This window comes from Ramlibacter sp. PS4R-6 (assembly GCF_037572775.1).
Lineage (GTDB): Bacteria > Pseudomonadota > Gammaproteobacteria > Burkholderiales > Burkholderiaceae_C > Ramlibacter.
In genome coordinates this window covers 486,930-505,310 of sequence record NZ_JBBHKA010000001.1, presented here as the reverse complement: position 1 = coordinate 505,310, position 18,381 = coordinate 486,930, and the positions used below count along the sequence as shown (strand labels likewise).

Genomic DNA, 18,381 nt, shown 5'->3' with positions numbered 1-18,381 from the left:
ATGAAATCCCTACTCGACCTGTTCAAGCAATTCACGCCGGACGAGCATTTCGATGCCATCCGCATCGGCATCGCCTCGCCCGAGAAGATCCGCTCGTGGTCCTTCGGCGAGGTCAAGAAGCCCGAGACGATCAACTACCGCACGTTCAAGCCCGAGCGGGACGGCCTCTTCTGCGCGAAGATCTTCGGCCCCATCAAGGACTACGAGTGCCTGTGCGGCAAGTACAAGCGCCTCAAGCACCGCGGCGTCATCTGCGAGAAGTGCGGCGTCGAAGTCACGCAGACCAAGGTGCGCCGCGAGCGCATGGGCCACATCGACCTGGCCGCGCCCTGCGCGCACATCTGGTTCCTGAAGTCGCTGCCGTCGCGCTTGGGCCTCGTGCTCGACATGACGCTGCGCGACATCGAGCGCGTGCTGTACTTCGAGGCGTACGTCATCACCGACCCCGGCATGACCCCGCTGAAGAAGTTCGGCATCATGTCCGAGGACGACTACGACGCCAAGCGCAAGGAATACGGTGACGAATACGTCGCCAAGATGGGCGCCGAGGGCATCAAGGACCTGCTGCAGGGCATCGACATCGATGTCGAGATCGAGAAGCTGCGCGGCGACCTGACGGGCTCCGAAGTCAAGGTCAAGAAGAACGCCAAGCGCCTGAAGGTGCTGGAGGCCTTCAAGAAGTCGGGCATGAAGCCCGAGTGGATGGTCATGGACGTGCTGCCCGTGCTGCCGCCCGACCTGCGCCCGCTCGTGCCGCTGGACGGCGGCCGCTTCGCGACCTCCGACCTGAACGACCTCTATCGTCGCGTCATCAACCGCAACTCGCGCCTGAAGCGCCTGCTCGAACTCAAGGCGCCCGAGATCATCGCGCGCAACGAGAAGCGGATGTTGCAGGAGGCGGTGGACTCGCTGCTGGACAACGGCCGCCGCGGCAAGGCGATGACGGGCGCGAACAAGCGCGCCCTGAAGTCGCTGGCCGACATGATCAAAGGCAAGTCGGGCCGCTTCCGCCAGAACCTGCTGGGCAAGCGCGTCGACTACTCGGGCCGTTCGGTCATCACCGTGGGCCCGACGCTCAAGCTGCACCAGTGCGGCCTGCCGAAGCTGATGGCGCTGGAGCTGTTCAAGCCCTTCATCTTCTCGCGCCTCGAGGCGATGGGCATCGCCACGACCATCAAGGCCGCGAAGAAGGAAGTCGAAGCCGGCACGCCGGTGGTGTGGGACATCCTCGAAGAAGTCATCAAGGAGCACCCGGTCCTGCTGAACCGCGCCCCGACGCTGCACCGCCTGGGCATCCAGGCCTTCGAGCCGATCCTGATCGAAGGCAAGGCGATCCAGCTGCACCCGCTCGTCTGCGCGGCGTTCAACGCCGACTTCGACGGCGACCAGATGGCCGTCCACGTGCCGCTGTCGGTGGAAGCGCAGATGGAAGCGCGCGTGCTCATGCTCGCGTCCAACAACGTGCTGTTCCCCGCCAACGGCGAGCCGTCCATCGTCCCGTCGCAGGACGTGGTGCTGGGCCTGTACTACGCCACGCGCGAGCGCATTAACGCCAAGGGTGAAGGCATGATCTTCGCCGACATCGGCGAGGTGCTGCGCGCGCTGGACGCCAACCAGGTCGAGCTCACCGCGAAGGTCACGGTGCGCATGACGGAATGGAACAAGGACAAGACCAGCGGCGAGTTCGTGCCGAGCACCTCGCTCGTGGCCACGACCGTCGGCCGCGCGCTGCTGTCCGAGATCCTGCCCAAGGGCCTGCCGTTCGCCAACATCAACAAGGCGCTGAAGAAGAAGGAGATCAGCAAGCTGATCAACGCTTCGTTCCGCAAGTGCGGCCTGAAGGAGACCGTGGTCTTCGCCGACAAGCTGCTGCAGAACGGCTTCCGCCTGGCGACCAAGGCCGGCATCTCGATCGCCATCGACGACATGCTGGTGCCGCCGCAGAAGGCCGACATCATCACGCGCGCCGAAAAGGAAGTGAAGGAGATCGAGCAGCAGTACGTCTCGGGCCTGGTCACCGCCGGCGAGCGCTACAACAAGGTCGTGGACATCTGGGGCAAGTCGGGTGACGAAGTGTCCAAGGTGATGATGGCCCAGCTCGCCAAGGAAAAGGTCCAGGACCGCCACGGCAAGGAAGTCGAGCAGGAGTCGTTCAACTCCATCTACATGATGGCCGACTCCGGCGCCCGCGGTTCCGCCGCGCAGATCCGCCAGCTGGCGGGCATGCGGGGCCTGATGGCCAAGCCGGACGGCTCGATCATCGAGACGCCCATCACGGCCAACTTCCGCGAAGGCCTGAACGTGCTGCAGTACTTCATCTCCACCCACGGCGCCCGGAAGGGCCTCGCGGACACGGCGCTGAAGACCGCGAACTCCGGCTACCTCACGCGCCGCCTGGTCGACGTGACGCAGGACCTGGTCGTGACCGAGGACGATTGCGGCACGCTCGACGGCTCGCTGATGCGCGCCATCGTCGAGGGCGGCGAAGTCATCGAGTCGCTGCGCGACCGGATCCTGGGCCGCGTCGCCGCCGAGGACGTGCTGCACCCCGAAAGCCGCGCCACCCTGGTGCCGGCCGGCAACATGTTCGACGAGGACGTGATCGAGGAGATCGAGAACGCCGGCGTCGACGAGGTGAAGGTGCGCACGGCGCTGACCTGCGCCACGCGCTTCGGCCTGTGCGCCAAGTGCTACGGCCGCGACCTCGGCCGCGGCGGCATGGTCAACGTCGGCGAGGCGGTCGGCGTGATCGCCGCCCAGTCGATCGGCGAGCCCGGCACGCAGCTGACGATGCGCACGTTCCACATCGGTGGCGCCGCATCCCGCGCGGCGATTGCCTCCAGCGTGGAAGCGAAGTCGGCGGGTTCCGTCGGCTTCAACACCACGATGCGCTACGTGACCAACAGCAAGGGCGAACTGGTGGTGATCGCGCGTTCGGGCGAGATCATCATCCACGACGAGCACGGCCGTGAGCGCGAGCGCCACAAGGTGCCGTACGGCGCGACGCTGGCGGCCAAGGCCGACCAGCACGTGAAGGCCGGCGTGCCGCTGGCCACGTGGGACCCGCTGACGCGACCCATCATCACGGAGTTCGCCGGCAAGATCCGCTTCGAAGGCGTGGAAGAGGGCCTGACGGTCGCCAAGCAGGTCGACGAAGTGACGGGTCTCTCGACGCTGGTGGTCATCAAGTTCGACCCGAAGCGTTCCGCCAAGGCGCTGCGCCCGCAGGTCAAGCTGATCGACGCCGCCGGCAACGAGGTGAAGATCCCCGGCACCGACCACTCGGTGACGATCGGCTTCCCGGTCGGCGCGCTGATCCAGGTGCGCGACGGCCAGGACGTGAACCCCGGCGAAGTGCTGGCGCGTATCCCGATCGAAGGCCAGAAGACCCGCGACATCACCGGCGGCCTGCCGCGTGTCGCCGAGCTGTTCGAAGCGCGTTCGCCCAAGGACAAGGGCGTGCTCGCCGAGATCACCGGCACCGTGTCGTTCGGCAAGGAGACCAAGGGCAAGATTCGCCTGCAGATCACCGACCCCGAAGGCAAGGTCTGGGAAGACCTCGTGCCGAAGGAGAAGAACATCCTGGTGCACGAAGGCCAGGTGGTGAACAAGGGCGAAGTCGTGGTCGACGGCCCGGCGGATCCGCAGGACATCCTGCGCCTGCTGGGTGCCGAAGAACTCGCGCGCTACATCGTCGACGAAGTGCAGGACGTCTACCGCCTGCAGGGCGTGAAGATCAACGACAAGCACATCGAGGTGATCGTTCGCCAGATGCTGCGCCGTGTCGTGGTCGAGCAGCCGGGCGATTCGGGCTACATCGGCGGCGAGCAGGTCGAGCGTTCGGAGATGCTGGACACCAACGACAAGATGCGTGGCGACGGCAAGATCCCCGCGACGTACAGCAACCTGCTGCTGGGCATCACCAAGGCCTCGCTGTCGACGGACTCGTTCATCTCCGCCGCTTCGTTCCAGGAAACGACGCGCGTGCTGACCGAAGCCGCGATCATGGGCAAGCGCGACGAACTGCGCGGCCTGAAGGAGAACGTCATCGTCGGCCGCCTGATCCCCGCGGGCACCGGCATGGCGTACCACCAGGCGCGCAAGGTGAAGGACCAGATGGACGAGGCCGAGCGCCGCGCCATCGCCGACGCCGAAGCCGCCGAGCTGGGCGCCGCGCAGGAAGCCGCTGCGGCGGCCGCGCCGGAAGCGAACGAAGGCGCGCACTCCGAGTAAGCAGCAGGCGTTGACCTAAACTGGCGCCCCGGCCCTGCGCATGCAGGCCGGGGCGTCTTGTTTTGTGGAGCGTGATGACCGATTCCGTGCTGTCCTGGGCGATCGCCGCGGTGCTGCTGTTCTGGGCCGTCGGCGCCTACAACCGGCTCATGCGCCTGCGCGCGGAGGCCAACGGCGCCTTCGCCGCGGTGGAGGCCGAGCTCGCGCGCCAGGTGGAACTGGTGCGCAGCCAGCTGCCGCCGCCCGAGCCGACGCAGCCCGCGCCGCTCGAGGTCGAACCGATGTCGTTCTGGGCGCACCTGCACGCCGCCGCCGGGCAGCTGGCCGCGACGCTCGCGGCGGCGCGGCACCGGCCGCTCGATCCCGAAGGCATCGACGCCCTGAGCGCCGCGCAGGAAGTGCTGGGCATGGCCTGGGAACGCGCCGCGCGCGATGACGCCCATGACCTCGCGGGCCCGCGCCTGCCCGACACCATGCTGCTGCGGCGCGCGCAGCTGCTGCTGCAGGCGCATGCGGCCACGGAGGCCTTCAACACCGCCGTGGCGCGCTACAACGAGGCCATCGCGCAGTTCCCGGCGATGGTCGTCGCCTGGCTGTTCGGCTTCCGCCCGGCGCGTGCCCTGTCGCCGGTGATCGTGCCGGCGCTGGCCTGAGCACGATGGCCCACGAAGCCCCGCCGCTGTGGCAGCTCCTGCAGGCCGCCTCCGGCGTGGTGGCCGCGGTGCGCAGTGGCATGTCCGCGTCGCAGGCCATCCCGCGCGTGGAGCCCGAACTGCGCGCCGGCGCGCAGGCGCTGGCGTTCCACGCCTTGCGCGAGCTGGGCCGGGCGCAAGCGCTGCGCGCGCAGCTCGCGAAGCGCGCCCCCCCGCCGCCCGCCGATGCCTTGCTGTGCACGGCGCTGGCGCTGTGCTGGCGGGTCGACAAGGCCCCCTACACGGCCTTCACGCTCGTCGACCAAGCCGTCGAAGCGGCGAAGCGGGACATCGAGACGCGGGCGCAGGCGAGTTTCATCAATGCCTGCCTGCGGCGCTTCCTGCGCGAGCGCGATGAGCTGGTCGCGGCGACTGATGCCGATCCGCTCGCGCGCTGGAACCACCCGAAATGGTGGATCGACCGCGTGCGCGGCGACTGGTCCAAGGACTGGGAGCGCATCCTCGATGCGAACAACCGCCGCGCCCCGATGACCTTGCGCGTGAACGTGCGCCGCTCCACGCGCGACGATTACCTGGCGCGCCTGCAGGCCGAAGGCATCGCGGCCGTCGCCAGCGGCGCATGCGGCGTGACGCTGGCCGAGCCGCGCGACGTCCACGCGGTCCCCGGTTTCGACGAAGGCGTCGTGTCGGTGCAGGACGGCGCCGCGCAACTCGCGGCGCCGCTGCTGCTTGAGGCCATGGACACCGCGCAGCCCCTGCGCATCCTCGACGCCTGCGCCGCACCGGGCGGCAAGACCGCGCACATCCTCGAGCTCACCGACGCCGAAGTGCTCGCGCTGGACATCGCACCCGACCGCTGCGAACGCATCCGCGGGAACCTGGCGCGCCTGTCGCTGCAAGCCGAAGTGGTGGCAGCCGATGCGGCGCAGCCCTCGCTATGGTGGGACGGCAGCCCCTTCGACGCCATCCTGCTCGACGCGCCGTGCACGGCGTCGGGCATCGTGCGCCGCCATCCCGACGTGCGCTGGCTGCGCCGCGCCTCCGACATCGCGCAGCTGGCCCAGGTGCAGGCAAAACTGCTGGCGGCGCTGTGGCCCGCGCTGCGTCCCGGCGGGCGGCTCGTGTACTGCACCTGTTCGGTGTTCCGCGCCGAAGGTGAGCAGCAGGTCCAAACGTTTCTTGCGCACAACAAAGAGGCGCTTTCGCGGCCCGCCCCCGGTCATTTGCTGCCCCATTCCGGGGAAAAGGGGGTGGGCGTCCGGGACAATTCCCCGAGTGACCACGACGGATTCTTCTACGCCGTGCTGGAGAAGCGCGCCCCTGCGCCGCCTGCTTGACCGCGGGCTGGCGCGCGCTTTCGCGTTCCTGGTCGCGCTGTGCCTGTGCAGTGCCGCAGCGGCCGACACCGCCGAGATCGCGCTGCTGCGCGTGGAACGCACCGAGGACGGCGTGATGCTGTCGGCCACCGTGAACTTTGACCTGCCGGCCGTGATCGACGACGCGCTGACCAAGGGCATCCCCATGTACTTCGTGGCCGAGGCCACGCTGCTGCGCGACCGCTGGTACTGGTACGACAAGCCCGTCGCGACCACCGCGCGCCACATGCGCCTGTCGTACCAGCCGCTCACGCGGCGCTGGCGGCTGGTGAGCTCGCCCACGCCGGTGGGCAGCTCGGGGCTGGCGCTGGGGCAGACCTTCGATTCGCGCGACGAGGCCCTGGCCGCCATCCAGCGCATCTCGCACTGGAAGATCGGCGACGCCGCCGACATCGACCCCGACGCGCGCTACAACGTCGACTTCCGCTTCCGCCTCGACGTGTCGCAGCTGCCGCGCCCCTTCCAGATCGGCGCGGTGGGCCATTCCGACTGGAGCATCAACGCGGCACGCAACGTGCGGCTGGTGCTCGACATCCCGAAATAGCCGCCATGGAGATGCCGGCGCCTTCGCGCGCGCTGCTTCGCAACGCCAAGGCCGTGCGCTGGGCCGTGGGCATAGGCGCGGCCATCATGGTGGCGATCGCCATCGTGCTGCTGTTCCTGCTGACGCTGGCCACCAACAACCGCGAGCTCTACGAGCGCAACTACAACCGCCTGCTCGTCGTCAACGTCGTGGTGGCGGGCGTGCTGCTGCTGGTGATCCTGTGGGTGGCGCTGCGCCTGTTCTCGCGGCTGCGCCGCGGCAAGTTCGGCAGCCGCCTGCTGATCAAGCTGGCGGCGATCTTCGCGCTGACGGGGTTCGTGCCGGGACTGCTGATCTACTTCGTGTCCTACCAGTTCGTCTCGCGCTCCATCGAAAGCTGGTTCGACGTGAAGGTGGAAGGCGCGCTGGACGCGGGCCTGAACCTCGGCCGCGTGACGCTGGATGCGCTGTCCAACGACCTCGCCGCCAAGACGCGCAACGCCGCGACGCAACTGGCCGAGGTGCCCGATTCGTCGATGCCGCTCGCGCTCGACCGCCTGCGCGAGCAGCTGCCGGCCAACGACGTGATCCTGTGGAGCTCCACCGGGCAGCTCGTGGCCAGCGCCGGCGAATCGCGCTTCAAGCTCAACCCCGAGCGGCCGACGGCGCAGCAGATCCGCAACGTGCGCACGCAGCGCTCGCTCGCCGTCGTCGAAGGCCTGGACGAACCGGCGCCGGGCAACACGACCAACGCGCGCATCAAGGTGCTGGCGCTGGTGGCGCAGCCGGGGGCGACCTTCGGCGAGCCGCGCCTGCTGCAGGCCACGCAGGCGCTGCCGCCGTCGCTCGCCGCCAACGCCTTGGCCGTGCAGGAGGCCTACCGCGAGTACCAGGAGCGCGCGCTGGCGCGCGAGGGCCTGCGCCGCATGTACATCGGCACGCTCACGCTCAGCCTCTTCCTGGCGGTCATCGGCGCGGTGCTGCTGGCGATCATCCTGGGCAACCAGTTGGCCCGGCCGCTCCTGCTGCTGGCCGCCGGCGTGCGCGAGGTGGCGGCGGGGGACCTCAGCCCCAAGCCCGCACTGCAGGGCAAGGACGAACTCGGCGGGCTCACGCGATCGTTCGCCGAGATGACGCAGCAGCTGGCCGACGCGCGGGATGCGGTGGACCGCAGCATGGGCGAGGTGAGCGCCGCGCGCGCCAACCTGCAGACCATCCTGGACAACCTCACGGCCGGCGTGATCGTGCTGGACGACCAGGGCAACGTGCAGACCACCAACCCCGGCGCCACGCGCGTGCTGCGCGTGCCGCTGGCGGCGTGGGAGGGCCGGCCGCTTGCGGAAGTGGAAGGCCTCGAGGCCTTCGGCGCCTGGGTGCAACAGCGCTTCGACGAATACCTCGACGAGCGCCGCCAGCACGGCCTGGACCACTGGCAGCAGTCGTTCGAGCTCAGCGCCGGATCACCCGGCGCGCCGCAGCACATCGTGACGCTGGTGGCCCGCGGGGCCGAGATGCCCGGCAATGCGCGGCTGCTGGTGTTCGACGACATCTCCGAGATCGTGTCGGCCCAGCGCGCGCAGGCTTGGGGCGAGGTGGCGCGCCGCCTCGCGCACGAGATCAAGAACCCGCTCACGCCGATCCAGCTGTCGGCCGAGCGCCTGGAGATGAAGCTCGCCGGCAAGCTGGCCGAGCCGGAGCAGGCCCAACTGGCCAAGGCCGTGCGCACCATCGTCGACCAGGTCGATGCGATGAAGCGGCTGGTCAACGAGTTCCGCGACTACGCACGCCTGCCCGCCGCCGAACTCAAGCCCGTGGACCTCAACGCCATCGTCAGCGACGTGGTGGCGCTGTATGCGCGCGAGGCCGACGGCGAATCGGCGGCCTCGCACGTGCCGGTGCGCATGGAGCTCGACGCGCAGTGCCCCACCATCATGGGCGACGCCCAGCAGCTGCGCCAGGTGATCCACAACCTGCTGCAGAACGCGCAGGACGCCACGGAGGGCGCGCCGGTGCGCGAGGTGACCATCCGCACCGAATGGCGGCCGCAGAGCAAGCGCGTGCGCCTGGTGGTGCTCGATTCCGGCACCGGGTTCCCGGAGCACATCCTCAAGCGGGCGTTCGAGCCCTACGTCACCACGAAGGCCAAGGGCACCGGCCTGGGCCTGGCGGTCGTGAAAAAGATCGCGGATGAGCATGCCGCGCGGGTGGACCTCAAAAACCGCATCGAAGAGGGGGCCGTCCGGGGGGCCCAAGTCTCGCTATCATTCGCAGTTGCGGCCTAGCAACACCACGTTGCGGGCGTCAAGAACAAAGCAGCTGCACACATGGCAAACATCCTGGTGGTCGACGACGAACTGGGCATCCGCGACCTGCTCTCGGAAATCCTCAACGACGAAGGCCACAACGTGGAGCTCGCGGAGAACGCGGCCCAGGCGCGCGGCGCGCGCACCCGCAACCGGCCCGACCTCGTGCTCCTGGACATCTGGATGCCCGACACCGACGGCGTCACGCTGCTGAAGGAGTGGTCCACCACCGGCCTGCTCACGATGCCGGTGATCATGATGAGCGGCCACGCCACCATCGAGACGGCGGTGGAGGCCACCAAGATCGGCGCGCAGTCCTTCCTCGAGAAGCCGATCACCATGCAGAAGCTGCTCAAGGCGGTGGAAGCGGCGCTCTCCCGCGGCAACGGCCCGGCGGCCGCCGCGGCCCTGCGCAAGCCCGGCATGCCCGGCGTGATGCCGTCGGCGCCCGTTACCGAGCTCACGGTGGAGGCCGCAATGACGGGCGGCCAGAATCTGCCGCCGGTCATGGAGATGGGCCCGCAGGCGCGCCAGGTGTTCGAGCTGGACAAGCCCCTGCGCGACGCACGCGACGAGTTCGAGAAAAGCTATTTCGAGTTCCACCTGGCCAAGGAAGGCGGCTCGATGACGCGCGTGGCCGAGAAGACCGGCCTGGAGCGCACGCACCTGTATCGCAAGCTCAAGCAGCTGGGCGTGGACCTGTCCAGAGGGAAGCGGGGCGCCTGAGCGCCGCTGATATAATTGCCGGCTCACGGCCCGGTAGCTCAGTTGGTAGAGCAGCGGATTGAAAATCCGCGTGTCGGTGGTTCGATTCCGCCCCAGGCCACCAGATTTCATGCGCCTCGGCAGCCCATCCGGCTTCCGGGGCGTTTCTACAAAAGGCGTCGGATTTCTACAATTCCGGCGTAACTGAGCAGTTGTCCTACACCGGATCAGCTGCGAAAGACGCACATTTGGCGCACATGCGGGGCAGCATGCCAAAGGCAAGAATTCATTTGGACAAAGACGAAGCGGAAGCGATCGCGCGATTGGCCGCTCTCGAGACCCTGCGCGAACAAGCCAGGGCGGGTAATCGTTCGGCGATGGTGGAAAACGTCGAGAAACTGATCGAGGCGGAGTTGCGTGCAATCAAACGCATCAGAGGTCACTCGGATCAGGAAGGTACGCACCCGAAGCCTTAAGCATGTCGCAGTCGGACATGAACGAGATCGTCACCGGGCCTTTTCGGGGTTACTACATCGCCGCATACGCGTGCCCGTCCGGTGGGGACCGCGAGGAGTACGCGCCCTACATCAAGCTTTTCGACTCGCGCCCGGAAAGCTACTTCGAGCAAATCGGATGCGTTCTGAAGGCAAGGCCGCCGCTGCTGACGAACAGCGCGGAGCGGGCCCTCTATCTTGCGTTGGCCCACGCGCGGATCATGATCGAAGGGCTACCACCCGCGTCCGAATTGGACCAGATCAAGCATCAGTCTTTGCTCGAGGGCTTCCGCGCTCTGCCAACGCAGCCCGTCCCGCTATAGCTCGCGGTCGAGACGTTTGGCGATGCGAGCGGCAGCCCGCGCACGCTGATCCGCCTTCATGTAGGGGATCACGCTGCGCGCACCCTCGCCGGAGCGCCCCGCCTTCTCTTGCGGCGCGGGGACACGCATTTTCTCGGTGGAGGTTGGCTGTTTGCGCTCGCTGGGCATAGGCTCATTCAACGCATCAGCGGTAGGGGCGCGAGTCAGCAATGGACAGAACCCGGCGTCAGCCATGTCTGGCGTCGAGTCATTGCTGAGATTCGCGAAGTGGCTTGACTCTCCGGGGAACCTCACGGCTCCGGGGGTGTTTTCCATTCGATTTGCACGCGCACCGTGCCAGCGCTACGCTGCGTCTTCCGTTCCCCATGGCCACCAAAAAAGCCGACAAGCAAAACCTGACGCAGCTGCGCGCCACGCTGCCGGCTGCGCTCGAGGATGTGTCGCAGACCGCCTGGGACGAATTCCAGAAGCTGCAGAACCAGCACAACCAGCAGTTCCAGTCGACCAAGCCCAATACCGACCTCGCGCAGCTGCGCAAGATGCGCGCGGACGAGAAGGCCGCTGCAGCGGCGCCGGTGGTCACGCTGGACCAGGCCATGGTCCTGGCCCGGCGCAACAACCGCGTGTGCCCGATGCTGAAGCCGTGGGTTGCGTTCTATGCCGTGCTCGCCGAGGGCGCGCCAGCCGGCCTGATCCCACCGCTGGCCATCGACGGCGGCGCGTGGAACCTGGCGCCCGCGATGCAGAAGCGCCTGCGCCTGAAAGAGCAGCTGGAGTGGGCCGACAAGCACAAGCGGCTCGACAAGGCGTGCGCCTTCCTGATGGCGCTGCCGGAAGAGGACTGGCTGCATTTCTGAACCCCGCACGCGGGAACGTCTTGAATCGCCGGGCGTCGAACGCATATCCGGTGTATCCGACAAAGGCCCAGCCATGCGATCCGTTTTCCGCCTGATGGTGTTGTTCGCTGCCGCCGCGCTGCTGGCCTTCGGCGCCGCCGCGCAGGGCGAACCCACCGTCGCCCAGATCTACCAGGCCGCCAACAGCGGCAACCTCGAGCGCGCCAACGCGATGATCGAGGAGGTGCTCAAGGCGCACCCGAACAGCGCCCGCGCGCATTACGTGAAGGCGGAACTCGCCGCGCGGGGCCGCGAGTTCGATGTCGCGAAGCGGGAGCTCGCGACCGCTGAGAAGATGGCGCCCGGCTTGCCGTTCGCCAAGGCGGAATCGGTGCAGGCGCTGCGCAACCAGCTGTCCAACGCCAACGCACCGGCGACGTCGACCACGCAGCCGCGCGCCAAGCAGATGGGCGCGCCCGCCGACACCGGCAGCTTGCGGCCCCAGGAGCCCGCGGCGCGCGGCTTCCCGTGGGGCACGCTGCTCCTTGTGGGCGCGGTCGTCGCGATTGGCGCGATGCTGCTGCGCCGCCGCCAGCGCGCGATGGAAGCCGCGAGCGCAAATGGCGGCTATGCACCCGGTGCGCAACCGGCTTACTACCCGGCCAACGGCAGCGGTGCGCAGCCCTACCCGCCCGGCTACGGGCCGCCGCAACAACAACCCTCCATGGGTTCGTCGATCGGCCGCGGCGTTGCGACAGGTCTCGCGATCGGTGCCGGCGCGGTCGCCGCGCAGGAGATCGGCCGGCGCATGTTTGAGCACGGCAATGCCAATGCCGCGCCGCTGTCAGGTGACAACGGCCCGCATCCCACGCTCGACCAGATCGACGACGGCATGCGCCGCAACCTCAACACCGACATGGGCGGCGACGACTTCGGCATCGCCGGTGACGGCGGCTGGGATGACGGCGGCGGTGGCGACGCGGGCGGCGGCGGCGACTGGTGACCGCGCGGCGGCAGGCTAGCGCGCGGCGTGGCGGCGGGCGCGCTGCGACTCGATTTCGTCGAGCAACTGCGCGCGCCGCGTGGCGTACCAGTCCACCAGGCAACCACGGTCCCGGCATGACTGCTCGCGGCGTTGCCACTCGGCGTCGCTGCGCCGCCTGAAGTCGCCCATGTCGGGCGCGCCCGCTTTCGCCTGCGCATAAAGGCGGCCCAGTTCGGAATCGAGTTGCGACAGCTGCGCGTCCGCGCAGATCAGCCGCTCGGTGCGCGAAAGGGCCCGCGTGCAATCGAAACTCGGGCGTGGCCGTGCGGCCGGCGCCGGCGCGGAACCGAGCACGCGCGTGTCGTTGTTGTGGGCGACCGCAGGAACGGGGGCGACCGGCGCTGCGGGCGCCTTCGCCTTGGCCGGGGGTGCGGGTGCGGGCGCAGGTGCAACTGCGGGTGCAGGCGCAGGCTGGGCTGCCGCGATCGTGCGCGCAGCGGGTTCGTCGAGCGCGGCCAAACCGTTGGCAGCGAACGTCGCCTTCTCGTGCTCGTTCCCGAGCCGCACGGCGTAGATGCGCAGGCTGTCGCCAAAGAGCACGCGGGCGCGCCGGCGCAGGTCCTCGGCCTGCCGGCTGTCGCGGCCGCGCGCGTTCTCGGCGAAGTGGCGCGCCAACTGGTACTTCGCGTCGGCGAGCAGCACGATGTCGGTGCCCGGTCGCGACGCCACGCGACACGCCATGATGAAGGAGAGTTCGGCATCGCGCGGCCGGCCAGAGGCGGCCGCCTCCTTGCCGATGACGATGAACGCCCGCACGTCCGCGGGCTTGTGGTCGGCCCCTGCCTCGACGAGCTGGAAGCGCGCATCGTCGTTCGCCGAGGCGGGCAGGGTGATGGCGCCGGGGCAAGGCGCTTCCTGCCTCATCGTTGCCGTCTGCACGCGCTTCGGCGCGGCCACCGCCCGCAGCGCGTCCGCGTTCTCGTACACGGCCCAGCCAGCCACGAGGCCGCCGAAGAGCGCCCCGATCGCGAGGATGCCGACGGAGCGCCAGGCAAGGGTCATGCCGACAACATACGCCGTATGGATGGCTTGCCCGCGTCGCCGACACACCTTGCGCCAGCCGTAACCTGCGCGCGGCCAGCCGTGACACTGCGCAGGTAACTTCCGACACCCGCATGCGCTTGCGGCCGAGGTGCGCGCTGCAGCCGGCGGCCAAGAATGGTTGCGAAAGGAGCACGGCCATGCCCCAAGACCAGACGCCGGTGGGCGATGCGATGACGCATCGCTTCCCCGAACAGAAGATTCCCGAGCCCAAGCCGGGTGCCAGCGAGCACAAGCGCATCGAGCGCGACCAGAGCGAAGCCGACCCCACGCAGGGCGCGGACGACGCGGACAAGAACCGGGCCGACCCGGACAAGGAGTGACCATGCCCGAAGTGCCCACCCCGGAAGACATCCCGCCCATGAACAACCCGGACCCGCAGCCGGGGGATCGCAAGCCGCAGTCGCCGCCGTCGCCGGAAGACGAGCCGGGCCGCCGCTACATCCCCATCGACCTGCCCGGCCAGCCGCACGCGCCCGAGCGCGTGGAGTGACGGCGCGCTAGTCGCGCGTCACGCGCAGCACTTCCTCCGGCGAGGTGATGCCCTCGCGCACCAACCGTTCGCCGTCCTCGCGCATCAGGCGCATGCCGCCGGCAAGTGCCGCTTCGCGGATTTCCGATTCGGCGCCGCGGTTGTGGATCAGCTCGCGGATGCGGTCGTTCACCACCATCAGCTCGAACACGCCGGTGCGGCCCTGGTAACCGGTGAAGCCGCAGGCCTCGCAGTTCTTGCCGTGGCACACGGGGCAGATCTTGCGCACCAGGCGCTGCGCCAGCACGCCGAGCAGCGACGAAGACAGCAGGAACGGTTCGACGCCCATGTCGATGAGGCGCGTCACGGCGCTGGCCGCGTCGTTGGTGTGCAGCGTCGCCAGCACGAGGTGGCCCGTGAGCGAGGCCTGGATCGCGATCTGCGCGGTCTCGAAATCGCGGATCTCGCCGATCATGATGATGTCCGGGTCCTGCCGCAGGATCGCGCGCAGCGCCTTCGCGAAATCCAGGTCGATCTTCGGGTTGACCTGCGTCTGGCCGATGCCCTGCAGCTCGTACTCGATCGGGTCTTCCACCGTCATGATGTTGGCGGAGCCCGCGTCCATGCGCGCCAGCGACGCATAGAGCGTCGTCGTCTTGCCCGAGCCCGTGGGCCCGGTCACGAGGATGATGCCGTGCGGCTGCGTGATGAGCTCGGCGAAGCGCGTGAGCGTGTCGCCCGTCATGCCCACCGCCTCCAGCTGCAACTTGCTCTCGCTCTTGTCCAGCAGGCGCAGCACCGCGCGCTCGCCATGCGCGCTGGGCAGCGTGGACACGCGCACATCCACGGCGCGCGTGCCGATGCGCAGCGAGATGCGGCCGTCCTGCGGCAGGCGCTTTTCGGCGATGTCCAGCTCGGCCATGATCTTCAGGCGCGAGATCAGCGCGGCGTGCAGCGCGCGGTTGGGCTGCACCACCTCGCGCAGCGTGCCGTCCACGCGGAAGCGCACGCTCGAATGGCGCTCGTAGGGCTCGATGTGGATGTCGCTCGCGCCGTCGCGCGCGGCCTGCGTCAGCAGCGCGTTCAGCATGCGGATGATGGGCGCGTCGTCGCTGGTCTCCAGCAGGTCTTCCACCGCCGGCAGCTCCTGCATCATGCGCGAGAGGTCCGCGTCGTTCTGCACCTCGCTCACGATCGTGGCGGCGCTGGACTCGCCCTGCGAGTACGCGACCGAGATGCGCTGCGCCAGCTCCGTGGCGTCCAGCTGCTGCAGCGCGCGCACGCCGTACTTGCGCACGATCTCCGACAGCGCCGACGGCGAGGGCGCGGCGCCGTGCCACAGCACGAGCTGGTCGCCTTCCTCCTCCAGCAGCAGCTGGTGGCTGCGCGCGAAGCCGTAGGGCAGCGGGTAGCGCATGCCTTTCAGCGGCCCAGCGGGGCCGGCACCACGCGGATCGGCTGGCCCGGCGGCTGCGGCGGCACGGCCACGGGGCCGACGCCCGGCGGCATCACCGGCCCTTCGTTCACCGGCGTGACGATGCTGGGCGTGGGCTGCGCGTCGGTCTGCTTGCCGCGCATCAGCTCGTAGCGGTCCAGCGAGAGCATCTCGGTGCGCTCGCCGTCGCGCAGCACCACCGGGCGCAGGAACACCATCAGGTTGCTCTTGCTGCGCGTGCGCTGCGTGCTCTTGAACAGGTTGCCCACCAGCGGCAGGTCGCCCAGGCCGGGGATCTTCTGGTCGGAATCGCTGTACGAATCCTTCAGCAGGCCGCCCAGCACGACGATGGAGCCGTCTTCCACCAGAACGTTCGATTCGATCGAGCTCTTGTTGGTGATGAGGCCGCTCACCGCATTGCGCGAGGACTCGTCGACGCTGGACACTTCCTGGAAGATCTGCAGCTTCACCGTGCCGTTGTCGCTGATCTGCGGGCGCACGCGCAGCGTCAGGCCGACGTCCTTGCGCTCGATCGTCTGGAAGGGGTTCACCGAGCCGTTGGTCGAACCCGTGTTGGTGAACTGGCCGGTGACGAAGGGCACGTTCTGGCCGACGACGATCTTGGCCTCCTCGTTGTCCAGCGTCAGCAGGTTGGGCGTGGACAGCACGTTGCCGTCGCCCGTGGACTGCAGGAAGTTCGCGATCGACGACAGCACGAAGTGGCCGGCGATCTTGCTCACGGTGCCGATGTTCACGCCGTTGCCCGGCAGCACACTGCCCAGCGTGCCGTTCTGCGTGGCCAGGCTGACGATGTTGGGCGTGGTGCCCACGCTGAAGTTGGTGCCCAGGATGCCGATGGTCTGCTTGTCGGTGCTGTTCAGCGGCAGCTGCCACTGGATGCCGAACTGCGCGATCTTGTTGTTGTTCACCTCGGCCACCAGGCCTTCGATGTAGACCTGCGCGCGCCGCGTGTCGAGGCGGTCGATCACGGCGCGGATCTGGCGGTACTGCGGCTCGGGCGCGGTGATGATCAGCGCGTTGGTCGCGGGGTCGGCCTGGATCTGGCCGCCGGTCTGCACCTGCGCGGCCGGCTGCGTCGGCGCGGTGGCGGGGCTCGCGCCGCCCGCGGTGGAAGTCGCACCCGTCGAGGCCCCGGCGGAGATGGGCGTTGCCGCGCCGCCCCCGGTGGCGCCCGTGCCCGCCGGCGTCATCGCCGCCATCGCGGCGCGCAGCGTCACGGCCAGGCGCGTGGCCTCGGCGTTCTTCAGGTAGACGACCCAGATGTTGCCGGTGTCGCCCTTGCCGGAGGGCTGGTCGAGCTTCTGCACGATCGAGCGCACGAGGTGCAATCGCGCGGGGTTCGCGGCGCGCACCAGCAGCGCGTTGCTGCGCGTCTCCGCGATGATCGTCGTGCGGAACGACGCGTCGCCCGCCGCCGCAACGCCGGCAGCCGGCGCGCCCGGCGTGGTGCTGGCGCCGCTCGCGTCGATCAGGCGCTGCACCACGGGCGCGATGTCGGCGGCCACCTGGTGCTGCAGCGGGATCACGTCGACGTCGGTGGCATTGGAGACGTCCAGGCTCGCGATGATGCGGCCGATGCGCTGCAGGTTGTCGGCGTAATCGGTGATGACCAGCGAGTTGGTCGACGGGTCGACGTTGATCGTGTTGTTGGGGCTGATTAGGGGCCGCAGGATGGGCACGAGGTTGCCGGCCGGCTCGAAGTTCAGGCGGAAGATCTGCGTGACGATCTGCCCGCCCGCGGGCGCGGCGCCCGCGTTCACCGCGCCGCCTTGCAGCTTGGCGTCGGCCTCGGGCACCAGCTTGAGGATGCCGCCCGAGTCCACCACGGTGAACCCCGACAGGCGCAAGGCAGCGAGGAACTGGTTGTACGCGGCCTGCGGCGGCACCGGCTTGTCGGTGGAGAGCGTGAGCGTGCCCTTCACGCGCGGGTCCACCACGATGTTGCGCCCGGTGATCGCCGCCATCGTGCGCGCCACGGCCTCGATGTCGGCGTTGACGAAGTTCAGCGTGACGGGTTCGCGCGCCGCCGTGCGCGTGCGCGACTGTTGCGCGAGCACGGGCGCCGCCGCCACGACGGCCAGGGCCAGCGCGAGGGATGCGAGGGAACGGGTCGGTCGGTTCATCCTATCCAATCGAGATGATGGAGCGTGCGCCGTTGCGCCGCCCGATGATGTTCAGCAGGTTCGCGAGGGCTTCCTCGCGGCCGGGCGCCGCGGTGGCGACACCGTTGAAATGCAGCCTGGAACCGACCCACTGGCCGGTGCCGCTCAATTGCAGTGCGCCATCGAGCGTTTCCAGTTGCAGGTTCGGTGTCGCGCCGCCGCTGACCGTCATGCGATAGCTTCCCATGGGCCTCAAGGTCGACAGGCGCGACGCCATGCGTTGCGCCACCAGTTCGGCCCGTCCGGCAAGGGCCAGGCGGCCTTCGGCCCATTCTACTGACAGGCCTTGCGTTGCCAGCTGCAAGTCACCGTCGAGCTGGAGCGTGTTCCACGGCGTGCCCAGGCCGGCGAGCAGCGCCGCGGGCCATTGCGAGCGCCCGTCCGCGACGTCCACCTCCACGCGGCGCCAGCCCGCGTGCACGCGCAGCGCGACCGGCTCGCGCGTGCAGCAGGCGGTGGCCAGCTCGATCGCCGCGCCGTTCCAGCGCGGGCGGATGCGCCATTCGACGGGCGTGGGCAGCGCCAGGCTGTCGTTGCTGCCCGTACCGCCCGTGAGCAGCAGCGTCGCGGAGCCGTTCCACAGCGAGCCCTGCGCGTCGGCGAGCTGCACGCGGCCCTCGGTGGCGCCCGCGACACGCGCGGCCAGCCAGCTGGCGGGAAGGAAGAGCAGGACGGCGAGGACCAGGCCGAGGACGATGCCGGCCGCGGCCCAGGGCCACGGGTTGCGCAGCGGTGCGAGGGGTGCCGGCGCTGCCAAGC

The 18,381-nt window shown here is 69.0% G+C and carries 16 protein-coding genes and 1 tRNA gene; 13 read left to right on the top strand and 4 right to left on the bottom strand.

The annotated features are described in order from the left end of the window. The 11 genes from rpoC to WG903_RS02390 all read left to right on the top strand — a co-directional run bounded on the left by rpoC (nucleotide 1) and on the right by WG903_RS02390 (nucleotide 12,449). Complete coding sequence (rpoC, locus tag WG903_RS02440) at nucleotides 1-4,233, top strand: DNA-directed RNA polymerase subunit beta' (RefSeq protein ID WP_340072609.1); 4,233 nt, start codon at nucleotides 1-3, stop codon at nucleotides 4,231-4,233. Between the two features lie 74 nt (nucleotides 4,234-4,307). Beyond that, a complete protein-coding gene (locus tag WG903_RS02435) occupies nucleotides 4,308-4,886 on the top strand; it encodes a LemA family protein (protein WP_340072608.1) in 579 nt (192 codons plus the stop codon). Between the two features lie 5 nt (nucleotides 4,887-4,891). Beyond that, a complete protein-coding gene (gene rsmB / locus WG903_RS02430; RefSeq protein ID WP_340072607.1) occupies nucleotides 4,892-6,223 on the top strand; it encodes a 16S rRNA (cytosine(967)-C(5))-methyltransferase RsmB in 1,332 nt (443 codons plus the stop codon). Next, the gene (locus WG903_RS02425; protein WP_340072606.1) at nucleotides 6,162-6,806 is read left to right on the top strand and encodes a DUF4390 domain-containing protein; all 645 of its coding nucleotides are present in this window, start codon (nucleotides 6,162-6,164) and stop codon (nucleotides 6,804-6,806) included. Before rsmB ends, WG903_RS02425 begins: the two co-directional genes overlap by 62 nt. A gap of 5 nt (nucleotides 6,807-6,811) precedes the next feature. Beyond that, complete coding sequence (locus WG903_RS02420; protein WP_340072604.1) at nucleotides 6,812-9,067, top strand: sensor histidine kinase; 2,256 nt, start codon at nucleotides 6,812-6,814, stop codon at nucleotides 9,065-9,067. 42 nt (nucleotides 9,068-9,109) lie between these two features. Continuing rightward, a complete protein-coding gene (locus WG903_RS02415) occupies nucleotides 9,110-9,814 on the top strand; it encodes a response regulator (RefSeq protein WP_340072603.1) in 705 nt (234 codons plus the stop codon). A gap of 27 nt (nucleotides 9,815-9,841) precedes the next feature. Then, nucleotides 9,842-9,917 (top strand) — tRNA-Phe (locus WG903_RS02410). 166 nt (nucleotides 9,918-10,083) lie between these two features. Then, nucleotides 10,084-10,269: a hypothetical protein gene (locus WG903_RS02405; protein WP_340072602.1), complete on the top strand. Its 186-nt coding sequence runs from the start codon at nucleotides 10,084-10,086 to the stop codon at nucleotides 10,267-10,269. Nucleotides 10,270-10,286: 17 nt separating this feature from the next. Beyond that, entirely contained in the window at nucleotides 10,287-10,610 is a 324-nt protein-coding gene (locus WG903_RS02400; RefSeq protein WP_340072601.1) for a hypothetical protein, read from the top strand. A gap of 365 nt (nucleotides 10,611-10,975) precedes the next feature. Continuing rightward, nucleotides 10,976-11,467, top strand: a complete 492-nt coding sequence (locus WG903_RS02395; protein ID WP_340072600.1) for a hypothetical protein — start codon at nucleotides 10,976-10,978, stop codon at nucleotides 11,465-11,467. 73 nt (nucleotides 11,468-11,540) lie between these two features. Then, nucleotides 11,541-12,449: a tetratricopeptide repeat protein gene (locus tag WG903_RS02390; RefSeq protein ID WP_340072599.1), complete on the top strand. Its 909-nt coding sequence runs from the start codon at nucleotides 11,541-11,543 to the stop codon at nucleotides 12,447-12,449. A 15-nt stretch (nucleotides 12,450-12,464) separates the two neighbouring features. Here WG903_RS02390 and WG903_RS02385 read toward each other — a convergent pair whose 3' ends face one another. Continuing rightward, nucleotides 12,465-13,493: a lysozyme inhibitor LprI family protein gene (locus WG903_RS02385; RefSeq protein ID WP_340072598.1), complete on the bottom strand. Its 1,029-nt coding sequence runs from the start codon at nucleotides 13,491-13,493 to the stop codon at nucleotides 12,465-12,467. 179 nt (nucleotides 13,494-13,672) lie between these two features. Here WG903_RS02385 and WG903_RS02380 point away from each other — a divergent pair, with 179 nt between their 5' ends. Together WG903_RS02380 and WG903_RS02375 are read left to right on the top strand one after the other, a co-directional pair. Next, nucleotides 13,673-13,855, top strand: a complete 183-nt coding sequence (locus WG903_RS02380; protein WP_340072597.1) for a hypothetical protein — start codon at nucleotides 13,673-13,675, stop codon at nucleotides 13,853-13,855. Nucleotides 13,856-13,857: 2 nt separating this feature from the next. After that, nucleotides 13,858-14,025, top strand: a complete 168-nt coding sequence (locus tag WG903_RS02375) for a hypothetical protein (RefSeq protein ID WP_340072596.1) — start codon at nucleotides 13,858-13,860, stop codon at nucleotides 14,023-14,025. Between the two features lie 7 nt (nucleotides 14,026-14,032). Here WG903_RS02375 and WG903_RS02370 read toward each other — a convergent pair whose 3' ends face one another. Genes WG903_RS02370 through gspN form a run of 3 tightly spaced genes read right to left on the bottom strand, consistent with a single transcriptional unit; the run spans nucleotide 14,033 to nucleotide 18,379 of the window. Next, nucleotides 14,033-15,421 (bottom strand): GspE/PulE family protein, encoded by a 1,389-nt coding sequence (locus WG903_RS02370; protein ID WP_340072595.1) that lies wholly within the window; start codon nucleotides 15,419-15,421, stop codon nucleotides 14,033-14,035. A 5-nt stretch (nucleotides 15,422-15,426) separates the two neighbouring features. Then, a complete protein-coding gene (gene gspD / locus WG903_RS02365) occupies nucleotides 15,427-17,583 on the bottom strand; it encodes a type II secretion system secretin GspD (RefSeq protein WP_340072594.1) in 2,157 nt (718 codons plus the stop codon). A 1-nt stretch (nucleotide 17,584) separates the two neighbouring features. Beyond that, nucleotides 17,585-18,379, bottom strand: coding sequence for a type II secretion system protein N (gene gspN / locus WG903_RS02360; protein WP_340072593.1), 795 nt, complete (start codon nucleotides 18,377-18,379; stop codon nucleotides 17,585-17,587). Between the last annotated feature and the right edge of the window lie 2 nt (nucleotides 18,380-18,381).